General features: G+C 46.9%; 18 protein-coding genes. 2 read left to right on the top strand and 16 right to left on the bottom strand.

Annotated features, from left to right (window positions below):
- Positions 1-133: 133 nt before the first annotated feature.
- The 5 genes from MHI52_RS12005 to argS all read right to left on the bottom strand — a co-directional run bounded on the left by MHI52_RS12005 (position 134) and on the right by argS (position 4,901).
- Positions 134-760, bottom strand: coding sequence for a YdcF family protein (locus tag MHI52_RS12005; RefSeq protein WP_218034842.1), 627 nt, complete (start codon positions 758-760; stop codon positions 134-136).
- The gene (locus MHI52_RS12000; RefSeq protein ID WP_127543712.1) at positions 757-1,302 is read right to left on the bottom strand and encodes a hypothetical protein; all 546 of its coding nucleotides are present in this window, start codon (positions 1,300-1,302) and stop codon (positions 757-759) included. Before MHI52_RS12000 ends, MHI52_RS12005 begins: the two co-directional genes overlap by 4 nt.
- A 99-nt stretch (positions 1,303-1,401) precedes the next feature.
- Positions 1,402-2,112, bottom strand: coding sequence for a hypothetical protein (locus MHI52_RS11995; RefSeq protein ID WP_127543714.1), 711 nt, complete (start codon positions 2,110-2,112; stop codon positions 1,402-1,404).
- A complete protein-coding gene (locus MHI52_RS11990) occupies positions 2,109-3,080 on the bottom strand; it encodes an ATP-binding cassette domain-containing protein (protein WP_164783095.1) in 972 nt (323 codons plus the stop codon). The genes MHI52_RS11995 and MHI52_RS11990 overlap by 4 nt, the downstream gene beginning before the upstream one ends.
- 90 nt (positions 3,081-3,170) lie before the next feature.
- Positions 3,171-4,901 carry an arginine--tRNA ligase gene (gene argS / locus MHI52_RS11985; RefSeq protein ID WP_127543718.1) on the bottom strand — a complete coding sequence of 577 codons (1,731 nt, stop codon included), beginning with the start codon at positions 4,899-4,901 and terminating at the stop codon, positions 3,171-3,173.
- A 140-nt stretch (positions 4,902-5,041) separates the two neighbouring features.
- Between argS and MHI52_RS11980 the strand changes: the two genes are divergently transcribed.
- A complete protein-coding gene (locus MHI52_RS11980) occupies positions 5,042-5,293 on the top strand; it encodes a hypothetical protein (RefSeq protein ID WP_164783096.1) in 252 nt (83 codons plus the stop codon).
- 141 nt (positions 5,294-5,434) lie between these two features.
- On the opposite strand, the gene MHI52_RS11975 is transcribed toward MHI52_RS11980, so the two are convergent.
- Positions 5,435-5,770, bottom strand: a complete 336-nt coding sequence (locus tag MHI52_RS11975; RefSeq protein ID WP_036609230.1) for a four-helix bundle copper-binding protein — start codon at positions 5,768-5,770, stop codon at positions 5,435-5,437.
- Positions 5,771-5,843: 73 nt separating this feature from the next.
- Positions 5,844-6,962: a GTP-binding protein gene (locus tag MHI52_RS11970; protein ID WP_036670424.1), complete on the bottom strand. Its 1,119-nt coding sequence runs from the start codon at positions 6,960-6,962 to the stop codon at positions 5,844-5,846.
- A gap of 171 nt (positions 6,963-7,133) precedes the next feature.
- Between MHI52_RS11970 and MHI52_RS11965 the strand changes: the two genes are divergently transcribed.
- A complete protein-coding gene (locus MHI52_RS11965; protein WP_127543720.1) occupies positions 7,134-7,652 on the top strand; it encodes a molybdenum cofactor biosynthesis protein B in 519 nt (172 codons plus the stop codon).
- A gap of 76 nt (positions 7,653-7,728) precedes the next feature.
- Here the strand turns inward: MHI52_RS11965 and MHI52_RS11960 are convergent, their stop codons facing one another.
- The 9 genes from MHI52_RS11960 to miaB form a co-directional block, all read right to left on the bottom strand.
- Positions 7,729-8,283 carry a hypothetical protein gene (locus tag MHI52_RS11960; RefSeq protein ID WP_127543722.1) on the bottom strand — a complete coding sequence of 185 codons (555 nt, stop codon included), beginning with the start codon at positions 8,281-8,283 and terminating at the stop codon, positions 7,729-7,731.
- A 74-nt stretch (positions 8,284-8,357) separates the two neighbouring features.
- A complete protein-coding gene (locus tag MHI52_RS11955) occupies positions 8,358-9,377 on the bottom strand; it encodes an oxidoreductase (RefSeq protein ID WP_127543724.1) in 1,020 nt (339 codons plus the stop codon).
- 111 nt (positions 9,378-9,488) lie between these two features.
- On the bottom strand, positions 9,489-10,142 hold the full coding sequence (locus MHI52_RS11950; protein ID WP_127543726.1) for a hypothetical protein: 654 nt from the start codon (positions 10,140-10,142) through the stop codon (positions 9,489-9,491).
- Positions 10,143-10,539: 397 nt separating this feature from the next.
- Complete coding sequence (locus MHI52_RS11945) at positions 10,540-11,994, bottom strand: nicotinate phosphoribosyltransferase (RefSeq protein ID WP_036609243.1); 1,455 nt, start codon at positions 11,992-11,994, stop codon at positions 10,540-10,542.
- A 197-nt stretch (positions 11,995-12,191) separates the two neighbouring features.
- Positions 12,192-12,749, bottom strand: a complete 558-nt coding sequence (locus tag MHI52_RS11940; RefSeq protein WP_036609245.1) for a cysteine hydrolase family protein — start codon at positions 12,747-12,749, stop codon at positions 12,192-12,194.
- 67 nt (positions 12,750-12,816) lie between these two features.
- Positions 12,817-13,620, bottom strand: a complete 804-nt coding sequence (locus tag MHI52_RS11935; RefSeq protein ID WP_036609248.1) for an NUDIX domain-containing protein — start codon at positions 13,618-13,620, stop codon at positions 12,817-12,819.
- Positions 13,621-13,698: 78 nt separating this feature from the next.
- The gene (locus tag MHI52_RS11930; RefSeq protein WP_036609249.1) at positions 13,699-14,103 is read right to left on the bottom strand and encodes a PaaI family thioesterase; all 405 of its coding nucleotides are present in this window, start codon (positions 14,101-14,103) and stop codon (positions 13,699-13,701) included.
- Between the two features lie 209 nt (positions 14,104-14,312).
- Positions 14,313-14,726, bottom strand: a complete 414-nt coding sequence (locus MHI52_RS11925) for a RicAFT regulatory complex protein RicA family protein (RefSeq protein ID WP_197997748.1) — start codon at positions 14,724-14,726, stop codon at positions 14,313-14,315.
- 302 nt (positions 14,727-15,028) lie between these two features.
- Positions 15,029-16,585, bottom strand: a complete 1,557-nt coding sequence (gene miaB, locus MHI52_RS11920) for a tRNA (N6-isopentenyl adenosine(37)-C2)-methylthiotransferase MiaB (protein WP_036609253.1) — start codon at positions 16,583-16,585, stop codon at positions 15,029-15,031.
- Positions 16,586-16,645 lie beyond the last annotated feature (60 nt).

The following is a 16,645-nucleotide window of genomic DNA, read 5'->3' as shown; positions in this document are numbered from 1 at the left end:
GGCAAAACAAAAACCGATCTACACAGCTACCTCAGGGTTTGCGGTGTAGATCGGTTTTTTTGTATTTTCATCTGAAGGCATGTTCGGTTACTGTTTATTTCGGCCAGACAAAAAAAACAATCCGCGTGCAACCTCATGGCTGCTGCGGATTGTCTATCCATCCTTTGATCGTATATCCCATGTACATCACGGTCTCTCTTGCGAGAAAAGGAAACTTGCTGCGCCAGGTTCGATAAGCCGTTGTTCGTGTCGGAGAAGGTACGGCATCCATACCCAGTCCGAGAGCCAGCTTCATGGCCCGTTTCATATGTAATGGATCACTCACAATCGTATAGGTTTGATAACCGGCCTGTTCACCAATTGGAATTGAATTGATCAGATTCTCCTCGGTAATTCTGGATTTGGTCTCGATGCGAATGTCCGCAGGATCTACTCCATGTGCAATGGCATACTTCTGACCCACTTCAGCTTCCGTATGTTCTCCATCATCACCTGATCCACCTGTGAAAAGCAGATTACGAACGGTACCCTGACGGTATAACTCAATCCCGTGTTCAATACGTTCGCGAAATACAGGTGAAGGGTTATCCCCCGCCACGGCTGCGCCCAGAATGATTGCTGCATCCGATATCCTGGATGAATCCTCATCCGTATATGTAGATATACGGATTGCGGTAACCACAGTCCACAGGATTCCAACCAACACTACAGCCAGAACCGTCTTTAATATCCAGCGTTTCGTTATCCGTTTGCTTGTCATTCATCCTCTTCCAAAGCCCTTGCTTGCATACTCTCGGTATGCATCCGCTCCAGCGTTTGCAGAGCTGCTGCGGATTCGGCATCCAGACCAAGCTCTGCGATCCAGGCACCCGTATATTGCTGAAGACGGATCTCCAACTCCTGTGCACGGTCTTTGAAATCCTCCAATTCCTTAATCATGCGTGATCGTCCTTCCGGACTGAATGTCTCGTGAATTCGTTCCTTGAAATAATGATGTACGATACGGTTACGTTGCTGCCATAACTCATTCAATTGAAGAGTCTCTTCCTCGGAGAATGTAAAATGATGGCGCACTTCGTGAATGAGCTGCCCCAGTGAACTGCTCATCTTTCGTTCGTACAGATCTTCCAGATCCTCTTCAGACACGGCTTCGCCCTGAGACATTTTCATTAATAAAATCAGATTGACCAGCTGCTGTTCAAGCGCCTGCCCGTAGTACACTGCCAATCCGTAATAGGCAAACAATTCCCTGGAGTGTTCGCTGTCCAGCATGTCACCATTCTGGATATCTGTATTTTGCATATGCGAGCGCCCCCTTCAACCGTACAATGTTAACCATTCCATGTCCCTCTATCCTAACCAAACCAAGAGCAACATTCAAGTTATCGGGAAGCGCGTCTTCTAACTCCGCAGATCTCTTCTTCCGGACAGCCACACATGGATGATTAGTAACCCTAATGCATAGAGCACAGTCCACAGCATAACCGAAACAAAAGAGTCCATCTTTGATTCATCAAATAACATCATCTCACGAACCAGATAAAAAGCTGGCGGAAGAATGCGGCCAAGCCATTCTAACGATTCAGGCAAACGTTCACTTAAGGAACCTTGGATAAACGATAGTAATAATACAATAATGAGAGCAGGCATACTTCGACTAAGCAAGGGAATGTACGATTTTTGAAAAAATACACTGATGCCCAATCCCAGCAACGATAACCCCAGATGTCCTAACCAAGTCATCATCCACTCCTCACCTGTAGGTTGTTTCTCGAACATTCCCGCGAACACGGGATACAGCACAGTGATTACGGTGAGCATGAATTGCATTATCCAGGCACAGATGAGTTGACTTGTTACAACCTTACGCCTGCTTCCTGTATGAAGGACAAGTAATTGACACTGCTTAGCAGGTTCGGTATTCATCACCATTACTCCGAGCCAAGCAGCTGCCAGAAATAACAGCATAGCCGTAACACTGTAACTGTCCGCAATAGGGTTGGGTTTGTAGGAATAGATCAGCAGCATGGCGATGATATAAAAGATAACCGGTGCAAAATATTTCTGTGAGCGAATGTGATGCCTTAACAAATATCGGGTCAGATAGATCATTTGACTTCTCCCCCCGCATCATCCATGGAAGAGCTTAAGTCCACAGATTCTGTGACACCTTCACGACTCGCATGTACAGCTGGATGTTGTCCTTCCAGCAGACTTTCCATATGTAATTGACTCTCTTCCTGTTGTACAGACACAACCGAACCTCCGGATGCCAGGATCATTCTGAGGACATCATCTGTTGATTGTTGAACTACTTTCCAATCCCACAACCAAGCATTGGAAATCTCCGAGCTTGTATTACAAACTAAAGACAGTACTCCCGGTTGTTGTATATCGGATAGATCGTTAGCCAGATCCTCTCCAGCTTCCATCAGACTTTGAATACGTACAACGGGTTCGCCAGCTTGAAGTATATCTTCACGACTCCAGTAGCGGAGCACGCCGCCTTTTTTCAACACAATCACCTGGTCTGCCAAACGTTCAATAAGCAACGGTTCATGACAAGCTGTAACGATGGATGTCCCTTCATCCTTCCATTGCCCCAACAAGGATACAATGCCCTCTTGAGCTGGAATATCCAAGCCTGACAACGGTTCATCCAGCAACAAAAGTCCACCCGGTCCAGGTAACAGGGCCTGAATCAAATTCACTTTTTGCAGTGTGCCCTTCGATAATAAGGGTAACTTCTGATCGATCGCGGTATCCAGATATAAAAGTTCACTAAGTTCTCTAATCCGCTCACGCAGTACTTCGGGGCGAATGCCCCGAATCCGACCCATGTCCCACAAATACTCTCCAGAGGTAAAGGGCAAACGTGGCAGGCCATCTACTGCATACCCATCAGAACCCTTCATTGTGCGCTGGATCGATCCTGTATCGGGTAACAAAATACCTGCCAACATACGTAGCAACGTACTTTTGCCAGAACCGTTTCTGCCAATAAGTACAGCACATTCTCCCTGCTTCACTTCCAGATTAATTTCATCAAGTACTTGAGCATTACCTAATCGCTTGCTCACTCGTTGAAGCAACATACCTCGACCTAATGAGTCTCGTAAATCTTGATCGGCTTTTTTGAAAAGTCCACGTGTACTCCTTATCACCTGGGATCACATCCGCTCTGGAGCTTGCACACCTAGCAAATGTAAACTGTACGCGAGGCGTTCGGCAGTCCGTTTGGCCAATGCCACTCTGAAGGATCTTACATCAGATGACGCATCCGCAATGCGTTCGGCGTGATAGAAACGGTTGAATGCTTGAGCGACATCTATAGTATATTTGGCAATGACCGAAGGCTCATTCCGATGAATCGCTTTTTCCAAATACTCGGGATAATCACCAAGCAGTTTCAGCAATGCCCATGAGGTATCTCCGATAGGGGATAGAGTGGTTACTGTGTTATTCTCACCTTCCGCAAGGTTGGGTTTAGTCAAAGGGTTTTCATTTTCCACGCGGATCGCCTCTTCTGCCTTGGCAAGCACACTTTGAATCCGGGCATGGGTATACTGCACATAAGGTCCGGTCTCTCCTTCAAAACTCACCGCATCCTCCAAGGAGAAGTCCACATCGTTTAACCGACTATTACGCAGATCACCGAAGACAATGGCACCTACACCAACAGCCTCAGCCACCTTCTGAGGGTTCTCCAGATTCGGGTTTTTCTCCTGAATAATCTGCAAAGCACGAGCGACTGCCTCATCCAACACTTCCTGCAAAAAGACGACTTTACCGCGGCGGGTAGACATTTTCCGTCCCTCAAAACGCATTAATCCAAACGGGATATGTTCACACTTCGCAGACCATTCATGACCCATCCGGGATAGGACCGCAAATACCTGCCGGAAATGTAACTTCTGCTCGCCTCCGACCACGTATAACAACCGATCTGCCTTCATCACCTCATGACGATAGACTGCCGTAGCTAAATCCCGAGTAGGATAAATTGTTGTTCCATCTTTTTTGATAATCAGGCACGGGGGCATGTTCTCATCTTCCAGACGTACCACGAGTGCTCCATCACTCTCTTCAAGTAAACCTTTTTCCTTCAGTTCTTCAACCACTGCACCCATCTTGTCATTGTAAAAGCTTTCTCCCAGCGTATGGTCGAACTGTACATTCAGACGTTCATACATCCGGTTGAATTCCTTCATGCTCACTTCCACAAAGAACGCCCATAACCGCTGTGCTTCATCATCCCCTTGCTCCAGCTTGCGGAACCAGTCGCGTGCCTCAATCTCAAGTGAAGGATCGTTCTCCGCCTCATCGTGGAAGCGCACATACAGTTCCAGTGACGTACGGATCGGGTCTGCCTGCAACGCTTCATCATTGCCCCACCGTTTGTACGCTGCGATCTGCTTGCCAAACTGGGTTCCCCAGTCTCCCAAGTGATTTACACTTACGGAGGTATAACCCGCTTCGTTATACAGCCGATACAGTGCTGCACCGATTACAGTAGAACGCAAATGTCCAATTCCGAAGGGTTTTGCGATGTTAGGGGAAGACATATCAATTACAACACGTGAACCTTGACCAAGCTGAAGCTTACCAAATGCCGCATTCCCCAGTTCTTTCAGCAGATTCGGCGCGAGCTTCTCCCGATTGAAACGGATATTTACATACGGCCCGGCGGGAGTCGCTTCAATTCCAGATGCCTGCAATCCCGTTGCGAGCTCGGTCGCAATGACTGCCGGTGCTTTTTTTAATGACTTCGCTAATACAAAACAAGGGAATGCTGCATCACCCATCTCCGCCTGTGGTGGGACTTCCAGTAATCTCAGAACCTCTTCTTCATTCAAACCCGTTAAAGGGGTAATATCGGCCGCAGCCTGCTTCATCAACATGTCAAACACTCCTTATTCATTCATTATTGGCTGAAATTAAACACAAAAAAGCTCTCGTCTCTAAATAAGAGACGAGAGCTGAATTAACAGTTCCCGCGGTACCACTCTAGGTGAACAGGCTACTCCTAATATGCATCAACATGCATACCAGTAAAACTGTTCCGCTCCATGCGTATAACGGTCGCAAGCCGGGTTACCCTCAGACAGATATGGTCTATCCCGATCGGGATACGTACATCTTTTCGGATAACCATCTCACGGGTGCGGTTCACTCAGGTCATGTCATACCGGCTTCCACCTCTCCCGGCTCGCTGTCATGTATGGATCTGGCTACTCTCCCGATCATTGATATTCTTCGTTTCAATTCATTGCCATCATTATACATACCATGATCAGACTTGGCAACCTGCATTAAAAATCCCCTACTGAAAGGCAACACATAGGCACATCGTCTCAGATGCTTGTGTTCACTGCCTTCCCTTAGGGGACAACGGTCATTATCGGTTTGGTTATATATTCCAGTGAAATAATATTTACGCTACTGCTGCCATCAACCGGCAAGCTTCTGCACATCTGCGGCAAGCCTCTGCACATGCTTGGCAGTGATCATGGTGGTGTTTGCCACACTCAGCGGCGCAAGCTTCACAAGCTTTCACACACAATTCGCATATTTCAGCAATGAAATCACTTCCACGTGTCATCGCTTGTGCAGCAAAACTGCAGATCTCCGCACATTCCCGATTCAAACGAATGCAATCACGCAACATCGCCAGATCATATTCTTTCAGACTCGATATGTAACATACGTTGCATGCATTCATGCACTCCAGGCAAGCATCGATACATTGTTGATATTGTTGTTGTGTCATTTAAAGTTACCTCCCAGGCAAAGTTTGCTATGCATCTTAATACCCAGTTCGGAGGAATATTGAATCATCTAACCTACTTTATCGCTTCCAATTCCAGTAATTGGTCACGAATGACAGTTTGGTCAAAATGTTCACCTATAAACACAGCAACATTAGGGACCTCTCCCTGAGGTGTGATCTTCATGTAATCCGATTCACGGTAGGCATACTGGAACCAGAAACGGCTCGCCGTGTCACTAAACGATAAGATGCCTTTTGCTCGATACACGTCCCGTGGCAAAGCAGATACAAATTGTTCAAACGCCTCACTGTTCACCGGATGACTGAAATAATGTGTATACACCATAACATGTTCGTGTGAGGCATGAGGAGCAGAATGCTCGTGTCCGTGGTCATGACTATAGCTATGAGATGCGTCAGTATTCGTAGCATCGCCTTGGACTGTATGATCTGTATGCTCATGTCCATGATTGCAGCCATGTGTACCACAGGTTTCCGTATGCACATGATGCTCTTGGTGAGCCGGCTTGCCTGCTTCAGAAGCTGAATCACGTACATGCACGTCTGCCCCGCTGCGAAGCAGCAGATCCATCTCCACCTCACATTTCACTGTAGGAATTACAGGTGCGAAGCCATTCCATTTTGCCAAAAGCTGCTCCAGATCCTTCAGTTCCTGTGCACTCACCCGATCCGTTTTATTCAAGAGAAGCACAGACGCACAACGAATCTGCTCCTGCATTAGCTTGAAGGTCTGCCCCTTCTGCTCCTGATACAGACCAGATAGATGTGCTGCATCCACAACGGTAATGAGACTTTTCAGTTCCAATCGCATGTAAAGTGAAGTCTCTGTTACTGCATCCAGAATCTCCATTGGATTCGCCGCACCGGTTGCTTCAATGATGATCACATCAGGTGATTCCTCCTGAACGAGATCGGCAAGTTGCAATCCCAAGTCACCACGTACGGTACAACAGATGCATCCACCTAACATCTCTGTCATCGGAACGGTGGAATCCACAATCTGACCATCAAGATTGACTTCGCCTAACTCATTCATAACCACTGCGGGGCGCAAACCCTGCTGTTGCCAATGTTCAATCAACTGAACAAGCAGTGTTGTTTTGCCACTCCCCAAAAAACCTGACAGTATATATACAGGTATGGATTGTTCTTTTATAATCGTTTCATTCATGCGTATACACCTCTCTGATTGTCCTTCTTGTAACCTAGTCTATCTATATCTAGCGAGTGTACACCATCCCGCATTCGTTGTGCAATAACGTTCAACTCTTCCCCAGTACATTGCCTGATTCTAACGGATGGTCTATGCTATGAGGACATGTTGATTGAAGGAGGAAGTTTCATGACTAATTCAGTGGAACAACATCGCCAGGAAGCCCCTGACACGGTATCGTGCATGATTGTTACAGTGTCTGACACACGTACTAAAGACACCGATACCAGTGGCCAGCTCATGCACCAGCTTATGAATGAAGCGGGTTATCAGATTGTTGAATACATCATCACACCAGATGAAACGGAGAACATTCGAAGCATCCTGCAAGATGCAGCTGTTCGTGATGATATTGAAGCCGTGCTGCTGAGCGGCGGTACAGGGATTGCACCCCGAGATACAACTTATGAAGCAGTATCCTCACTACTCGACAAGGAACTCCCGGGCTTTGGTGAGATCTTCCGTTTTCTCAGTTACACTGAAGATATCGGTTCCGCTGCCATCCTGAGCAGAGCCGTCGCTGGAACGATTGGACGCACAGCCGTATTCTCCATGCCGGGTTCCAAAGGAGCTGTCAAATTGGCCATGGAAAAACTCATTCTGCCCGAGTTGCGGCATGTCATGCGTGAAATATATAAACCCGTCTGAAAGATCAGACGGGTTTTTCGGGTTTATTTTCAGCTGTACGGTAAGGATTGAAAGTTTTCTGTGCTCCCATCTTCTCTTACCTTAGTTGCCCCAACACATGTTGGAACACCTGCATAACATCCTGTTCATACTTGTCCTTTTCCCCACCGGAAGCTGTATAAACGAGTGAGACGTACCCTTTGCTACGAATCGTTGTCCGGCCAAGCGCATTCTCCAAGACAGCCTCATCACGATTCTCACTATACATTTGTTTCATGCTGGCCGCCCGGGTTGTCGCATCACTGAAAATATGGACTTTCACGATGTGTCTGCCACTTCCATTCAACAAATACATATAAGAGATCCCGCCATGGTCGTCATCGGCAGACATGTTATTCATAAGTTGAATGCCTTTTGCTTCAAAACTCTTACTGATCTCACTCACCAATTCACCGTTTAATCCGTGTCCTTGACTCTGTGCCCGCACATTTCCTTCATCTGTCGCTTCGCGGGTGTAGACCTTCCGCTCCTGTTCAATGGATGATGCCGAACAAGCCACCAGGGACCAGACACTCGTGATCAACACGCCACTTACAAGTACCGACTTCATTGTTCTTCCAACCAGACTTCGGCCTTTTCTACCAAACCACATGCCAATCCTTCCTTTCCAGCCACGTGTACTGTGACCCAATCAGGTAGAATTAGCATGTCTAAGGACTTAGAATCTTATGCGGATGGCAGATCTGATATTGTATTGACCACCGTACGACCTACTGCACCACCTTGGAGTATCGTCTCTAGCGTATGAGACAATTGATCTAGAGAAATCTCCCGGATTCCCAGTTCCAGCGCGCGCTCCGGTTTCCATTCTCCGCCGAGCAGTTTCCACAATCGTTCCCGACGTTCCATCGGACAATATACAGAGTCTATACCAATAAGCTGGATGCCACGCAAAATAAACGGAAGTACCGTGGATTCAAAAGCAGTGCCTCCAGTTAACCCGGATACCGCTACCGCACCTCCGTATTGAATCTGTTTTAATCGCTCCGCAAGAGCCGGTCCTCCTGTTGGATCAACAACTCCCGCCCATAGCTGTTTCCCCATCGCTCCTTTAGCTGGAGTATCAGCTTCTTCACGAGTAATGACCTCTGAGGCTCCCAAGTTTCTAAGCAATGGCTCCTCCTGCTCCTTCTTGCCTGTGCTGGCTGTTACTTCAAAGCCAAGCTTCGCCAGAATCGCTACTGCCATACTGCCAACACCACCCGTTGCACCCGTAACCAGAACCTTGCCCATCTCCGGTGTCACTCCAGCCTGTAACAGCGCATCTACCGAAAGTGCAGCCGTAAATCCTGCGGTTCCAATTGCCATGGCCTCTTTCTCACTGAGACCTGGTGGCAGAGGTACCAGCCATTCACTGCGCAGACGCGCATACTCGCTGTACCCTCCGTAATGGGATACGCCAGGTTCAAATCCTGTACTGATCACCCGATCTCCTGGTGCAAAACGTCCACTGACCGACTCTTCTACCGTTCCGGCCAGATCAATTCCCGGTACCATCGGGTACTCACGAACGACACCGCCTTTGTCAAGGGTAGCGAGTCCGTCTTTATAATTGACACTGGAATACTGCACCTGTACCGTTACATCTCCATTTGGCAGATCTTCCTTCTTCAATTGCTCTATAGCAGCTTTCACTCCGCCCTGTTCTTCTTTACGGACAACATATGCGTTAAAATGGTTTTTCATCTATAGCCACTCCTCTTTTGGATTTTATATATTTTTCCATTAAGCACATGAATTGTTCGCATTCAGGCTTAACGGCTCCGTTTACCTATGGAATCCTTCAAATATTGATGATCAAACTCTGTCTCTCCTGAGCGTCAACAGATAGATTAGTGGACCCACAATAGGGATGATGCCTGCCGCGGTCCAAGCTGCTGAACGTCGACTCACTTTAGTATCCCTGTATATCGCAATCATGGAAAGTAAGGTCAGCAGTACAAAATCAATCGTCATGATATGTACAAAGGCAGATTGATTGAATGCTTCCATATATACAGCCGGATGACCTTGCGTCACGGCATAGAATGTTGCCCCCAGCGTTAACAGCAGAAGGACGACATGCGTCAGTTTGTGGGCTGCTACCCGTCCAATTCCCGACTCCCGCTGATGACCAAAATGTAAGTTTGCGTAACCCGAAGCTCTATTTGCGGATGATGACCATGCATAATAGGGAAGCAGGGCAAAAGCACCCAGTCCAAAAGAAAGTATGACAAAAGGCCAAGCCGGTACACGGCCACCTCGTTCTTTCACAGATGTTCTTAACAGCATACAGACATAAACTGCCGGGAAAATACCTAACCACGAAAATACCGTAAGTAACCAAGGCTCTTTGCTTTGCAGGGTGATCAGTTCTTTGAATATCGGATCACTTCCAGGTGACTGCCCTGGTGCCAACAACACTGCATAGGCAATAAAAGCGATCCAGACCAGTCCTAATATCCATCTCATGTCTGCACCTCCTCTTACTTTCATCCCCTACAGCTGCGGGATTGAAACAATGCGATGCAGAATTTGGCGTCTCGTGCGCTTTCCCAAGAAATAATTACTGCTTTTCCCCTACAACCTCTTGAATTGGGCATGACTATTTCCAGTATAGCCTGCTACCTTGGCAGTCTGTCCATGAGATTTCTTACATCACTGGTCCACCTCATCGGGATCATATAAGAATAACGTCTATCAACTATCGACGTACTTTCACAGAAGACAGAACGCGTATAGCGGAAATTTTGCTTGCAATCATCGAATCGTTCAACTCCGCTAAGAACGTATACATTCTATAGGCAGCAAAAAGGCATAAGCCAGTATACCTCACTGGTTATGCCTCTCTGTAATTCTTATGTGTGAATTATTCCTCTGTGGATTTCACATGTTCCGCAATGAGCTTCTGCTTCATATTCCATGCCGCAGGGCTGATGTTCACACGGTAGATCTCCGGGTTGAGCTTCCGTTGGTATTCAGGCCAGAAGAGGTTCATCTGTTCCCGGTGATACGCACGAATCTCATCCAGATTAGGCAGTTCATACACTTTACGTCCATTCACAAAGATTGGCTCCAGCATATTGACTGCTTCGTAGCGGGTAACCGTCTTTTTCAGGTAAGGGTGTAGCGGGTTGAACAGCTTGAGCGGTCCGCCCTGTAGCGGCTGCTCTTCCTCTGGATAGCAGATATAATCTGCAATCGCTTTGCCATGTTTCGGATCAATGATCCGGAACACTTCCTTTTTACCTGGAGTGGACACCTTTTCAGGATTGGCAGATATTTTGATCGTAGGCAACATGGCACCGTCCACTTCACGCTCCACCAATTTGTACACTCCACCCAAAGATGGCTGGTCAGAAGCGGTAATCAACTGTGTACCAACACCCCATGTATCAATCCGTGCTCCTTGAGCCTTCAGGTTGAAAATCGTATTTTCATCCAAATCATTGGATGCTACAATTTTCACATAATCCAGCCCAGCCTCATCCAACATCTGACGTGCCTGAATCGACAAGTACGCTAGGTCACCACTGTCGAGACGAATCGCATTCATCTTTTTGCCTTGGCTCTCCAACTTCTTGGCTGTTTTGATGGCGTGAGGTACTCCACTGTTCAATGTGTCAAAGGTATCAACCAACAGTGTAACCTGATCAGGCAACACTTTGGCATACACGTCAAAGGCCTCCTGTTCGCTCATAAAGCTCTGTACCCAGGAATGGGCATGTGTACCTGCTGTTGGGATCCCAAAGCGCTCTCCGGCCAGCATATTAGACGTTGCATCGAAGCCTGCTACATACGAGGCACGTGCGCCCCAGATGGCAGCATCCGCTTCCTGCGCACGCCGTGTGCCGAATTCGAGCAACGTATCCTGTTGTGCTACCTGTTTGATCCGCGAAGCCTTGGTTGCAATCAACGTCTGATAATTCATGAAGTTAAGTATCGCCGTCTCCACCAATTGAGTCTCCATAATGGAGCCTTCTACCCGAATGAGCGGTTCGTCAGGGAAAACAATTGCACCCTCCTTCATGGAATGAATCGTCCCCTGAAATGAAAACTGGAGCAACTCTTCCAGAAAGACCGGATCGTAATTTTCCTCTTGTTTGGATAAAAATTTGATGTCGTCCATCGTAAACCGAAGCTGGCTGATATAGTTCACAATACGTTCCAATCCGGCAAATACCGCATATCCGTTACCAAAAGGAAGTTTACGGAAATAGGCTTCAAATACCGCCTTCCGCTTGTGAGTACCATTCACCCAATGGGCGTACATCATATTGATCTGATATTTATCCGTATGTAAAGCCAGGCTAGTTGTCTGCATTTGTCTCATCCTCTCTGACTTCCGCTCGTGCCCCCAGATTTCATCTGTGAACACGGGTTAACATATGGAGACTCATTCTTCATGATTCTGTTCATCCGTATTAAACAAACAAGTCTCCCGTAAAAAACTCTATACACCATTCACCACATTCATCCGGTTCCTAACATGGAGTCAACCAAACATGACTATGGAGTAAATTAAGCCAAGACTGTCTCGCTCGCCTTAACCACCGAAGCACCAAGGCTGGAACGAAAATGTCCAAGTGCCCACTCATGCCCTGCCGGATTGAAGCTGGCAACGGCATCTTCGTATACCGTAATATGAAAACCTTTATTGTAAGCGTCCACTGCGGTATGCAATATGCAAATATCCGTGCATACCCCAATCAGTGCAATATCCGTAATACCACGTGCACGCAGTCTGAGTTCCAGATCGGTCCCACAGAATGCACTATATCTCGTCTTATCCATCCACTGTATATCTGTTTTCCGTTCTTCCATCACTTGGGCAAGACGACCATATAACTGTCTTCCCTCCGTATTTCTGATGTTATGAGGTGGGAAAAGTACAGTCTCCGGGTGATACGGATCATTCTCTTCGTGCAGATCCACAGCCATGATTACCTCATGTTTGTTCTTACAATAGGCCTCGGTTACAGCTGCAATCGTCTCTTCGATCTCTACTGCTGGCTGACCTACAGGCAAAGAACCTGTCACAAAATCCTTCGTAAAATCAATGACAATCAGTGCTTTCATCGTCAACACTCCCTTAGCCCAGAAATGGTTGATCCTGATTCAATCAGATTGACACATCTACACCTTATTACGTGTAGATGGACAGGCGTGGTACGAGTTCTGTAAAACGATATAACTGCGCCGGACGCTGCGAGTACTGGTTGGAACTCACCAGGTTCCCCTCTTCATCTCTTACTTCTTCCACAATGCCTTTACGGCTGCGGGTTGACGTAATCTTGCGAATGAAGTTTGGTTCTTCAAAATCCGGTACAACACTTTGAATAACCTGATATAATTCACTTAATGTAAAATCACGTGGCAGGAACTGACGAGCAATCGTCGTTTCCAGCATCTGCTGTTGAATACGTCGATAAGCATCTTCAATGATTGTTCTGTGATCAAAGGCCAGTTCCAGTTCTTGTAGCGCCTCCTGAATCGTGAACAACCCAACATCCTCAGCATCATCTGCCGCTTGGCGTTGATCCAGCATCCATTCTTCTACAAGCGCGAAAAATGCGTGTGAGATAATCCAGCCCCTCGGGTCACGACCCGGCTGACTGTATACATTCAAGTATTCCAGATGTCCACCGTCTACACCTGTCTCTTCCATCAACTCACGCTTAGCTGCACCGTAGATGGATTCATTCTCCTGACAAAATCCACCGGGTAATGCCCATCTACCTGCAAAAGGCCAGCCTTTGCGCTTGATCAGCATCACTTTCAGTTCCCGAATGGGAAGTGTCTTCGTCACCGTCTTGCGCTCCCGCTTGGTTAAGGTGAACATAACGATATCCGCAGGAACACCATCGGGGGTACGATATTTTTGGGAACTATAAGCACGTGCTGCTTGTTCGTCGCTCTCTGCATTGAAGTGTTCGTAGTTTTCGCTCATGGGCACCACCGACTATTTTCATTTTGATAATTTCATTATGACATAATAATATCTTTTGTCAACCGCAGGATTCATGCATTACGTTCTCGGGCGTGCTATGCGGAATGTCGCCGTAGCCATACATCCCAACGTGCCCGATGCATCACGAACCTCCGATTGAGTCGTAACACTGCGTCCTGCTTGATGCAGTACCGTAGCTGTCACCGTTAATTCCCCTTGTTTCATGGGTGCAAGAAAATGTACGTTCAGATTTGTTGTCACACAGCCGTCTACTTCCATTGCTGCTGTTGCAACCATACCCATCGCCTGGTCCATCAGTGAAGTCAATACACCCCCATGAATAATCCCCATGGAGTTGGTATGATGTTCGCCTGCTGTCAACGCAATCTGTACTTCTTTTCCGTCTCCTTTAATATAACGACAGCCGAGAAATCCCCAGAATCGTCCGTCTCCGTCTTCCACCATTTTGTCCAAAATACTCATTATTCATTTCTCCTTTATTCACTGTACGTATCAAGCTCTCTTGATGTCATGTGCCTTTATCATTAAAAATCAGCCGCGCCACACAAAATAACCCCACAGCGTGGAGCTTTGCTTGGAATTATATTCCGAGTACTTGGCGATAGCCACTCCACATTAACGGTTATGTAATGTCAAAAAAGGCGCGGACAGCGTCCGCACCCTTCCGTCATTTAACCGCAACTGGTCGGAGGTGAATCCGTTCCAGCCTCCACGTTTACTTTTTCAGAAACCGTATCCCGGATTACAGAGATCACTAGTTGAAGCAAGTAGTTGATGTCGCTCTGGCTCTGCTGGAATTCCGTAACCAATGGAATACTGTCCAGTTCGCTTTGCAGATCTTCAATTTCCTGTTCAATTTTGCTGACCATCTCCACATTTTTGAAGCTTTCAAAAGCAACAATCTCTTTTTGTTTTTTCTTGATCGTTGCAATCAACTGCTGGATGCGCTCATGATCCCGAATTTTGGTTTCAGCCTGTTGAAACTGTCTAACTTCCTCACTCGTTCCGAGCATATCAGCCAATTCTTTGGCTTTTCCCATAATGTCGTCGCGTATGACCAGATTGCGCGTATCGTAGGTTGGCATTCCATAATGGTTGTACTGCACTTCTTCCTGCGCCACTGAAATCGCTCCATTCTATGAGATGATATAAGATGAAAACTCAATGTTGCATTAAGCTCAGTCGACTGCTGAGTGACCGCTGCGGTGTCGGATCGTTCTTTTGATCGCTGTTGTCTCCGAATTTTTTCGATTAAGATTGTTCAAGGTTAAAATTCGGAGACAAAGGCGAACGCTTCGCTTCTACAGAATCGATTCCGTCACCTTCGCTACGCTCGGCGTAACCCCGCTAAGTGCAAAAAATCATTCATCTTATGTGTGTGTGTGTATTACTGATTGGCAGCTACCGGCTCGGAGAGCAGGTTGCCCCTAATATAAAAAGTCATCGGATCGGTGATTTCCACTTGTACGAAAGTACCGATCAAATCTTTAGGTCCTTCAAAATGCACCAGCTTGTTGCTGCGTGTACGTCCTGCCAGAACTTCGGAATTCCGTTTGCTCTCGCCTTCAACGAGCACTTCAACGATTTTGCCGCGTTGCTCTTCATTGCTTCGGTGGCTGTATTCGTTGATCGTTTCGTTCAAGCGCTTCAAACGTTCCTTCTTCACTTCCATCGGTACGTTGTCTTCCATCACTGCAGCCGGTGTACCTTCACGCGGGGAATAAATAAAGGTATAGGCAAAATCATACCCTACTTCACGGACAAGGGAAAGTGTATCTTCAAACTGTTCTTCCGTTTCCCCCGGAAAACCAACAATAATATCCGTTGTTAACACAACATCCGGGATGGCCTTTTTAATTTTGTCAGCCAGCTTCAGATAGTGTTCCCGGTTATACTTGCGGCTCATACGTTTGAGTACTTCTGAACTGCCAGATTGCACCGGAAGATGAATGTGCTCCACCAGATTTCCGCCCTTGGCCAGCACTTCAATCAAGTGGTCATCAAAGTCACGTGGGTGACTGGTTGTAAAACGTACTCTTGGAATATCAATTTGGCGAATGGCATCCATCAAGTCACCAAAACTGTAGTTCAGGTCGGTGAAGTCCTTGCCGTACGCATTCACATTTTGACCAAGCAGCGTGATCTCCTTAAAGCCTTGTCGTGCCAAATCACGTACTTCGGCAATGACATCTTCCGGACGACGACTGCGTTCTTTGCCCCGCGTAAACGGAACGATGCAATATGTACAGAATTTGTCGCAGCCATACATAATGTTCACCCAGCCGCGCATACCCTCACGTTTCTTCGGCAGGTTCTCAATGATGTCGCCTTCCTTGGACCATACCTCAACAACCATTTCTTTGCTGAACAACGCTTCCTGGATTAGATGTGGCAGTCGATGCACGTTATGTGTACCAAAGATCATATCCACAAAGCCATGCTTCTGCATGATTCGGTTGACGACGCCTTCTTCTTGGGACATACAACCGCATACGCCAAGTAACAATCCCGGACGTTCGAGTTTTAGCGTTTTGAGGTGACCAAGCTCACCAAATACTTTATCTTCCGCATTTTCTCGTATGGCACACGTATTGAGCAGAATAATATCAGCTTCTTTGCGATTCTCTGTAGCCTGATATCCCATAGACTCAAGGAGTCCTTTGATGGTCTCCGAGTCATGCTCGTTCATCTGACATCCATACGTATATACAATATAGTGTTTACCTTTCCCTATGTTTTTCAGTTCATCGGGAACGGCATTTTCGTAAAGCACCTGGACGTCTTCCTTGCCCCGCTGTTTCTCCTGACGATGATTGGGTTCCGATTTGATGTTAATCTCACGGCCCCGGATTCTTATCTTTTTGCTGAATTCATCTTGCGAAATTACTTTGGCATCGGAAAAATCAAAATATTGGGAGTAATCCTTTTTTGAGTCTTTAGCCATTTCCTTCGGTCACTCCTTACAGCCTCTATTAATAAAAAATCGTTCATTCATCCCTGTTCC

Source organism: Paenibacillus sp. FSL H8-0283 (genome assembly GCF_045040675.1).
Classification (GTDB): Bacteria; Bacillota; Bacilli; order Paenibacillales; family Paenibacillaceae; genus Paenibacillus; species Paenibacillus amylolyticus.
The sequence above is the reverse complement of the archived record's forward strand: the minus strand, read 5'-3'. Positions and strand labels throughout refer to the sequence as shown.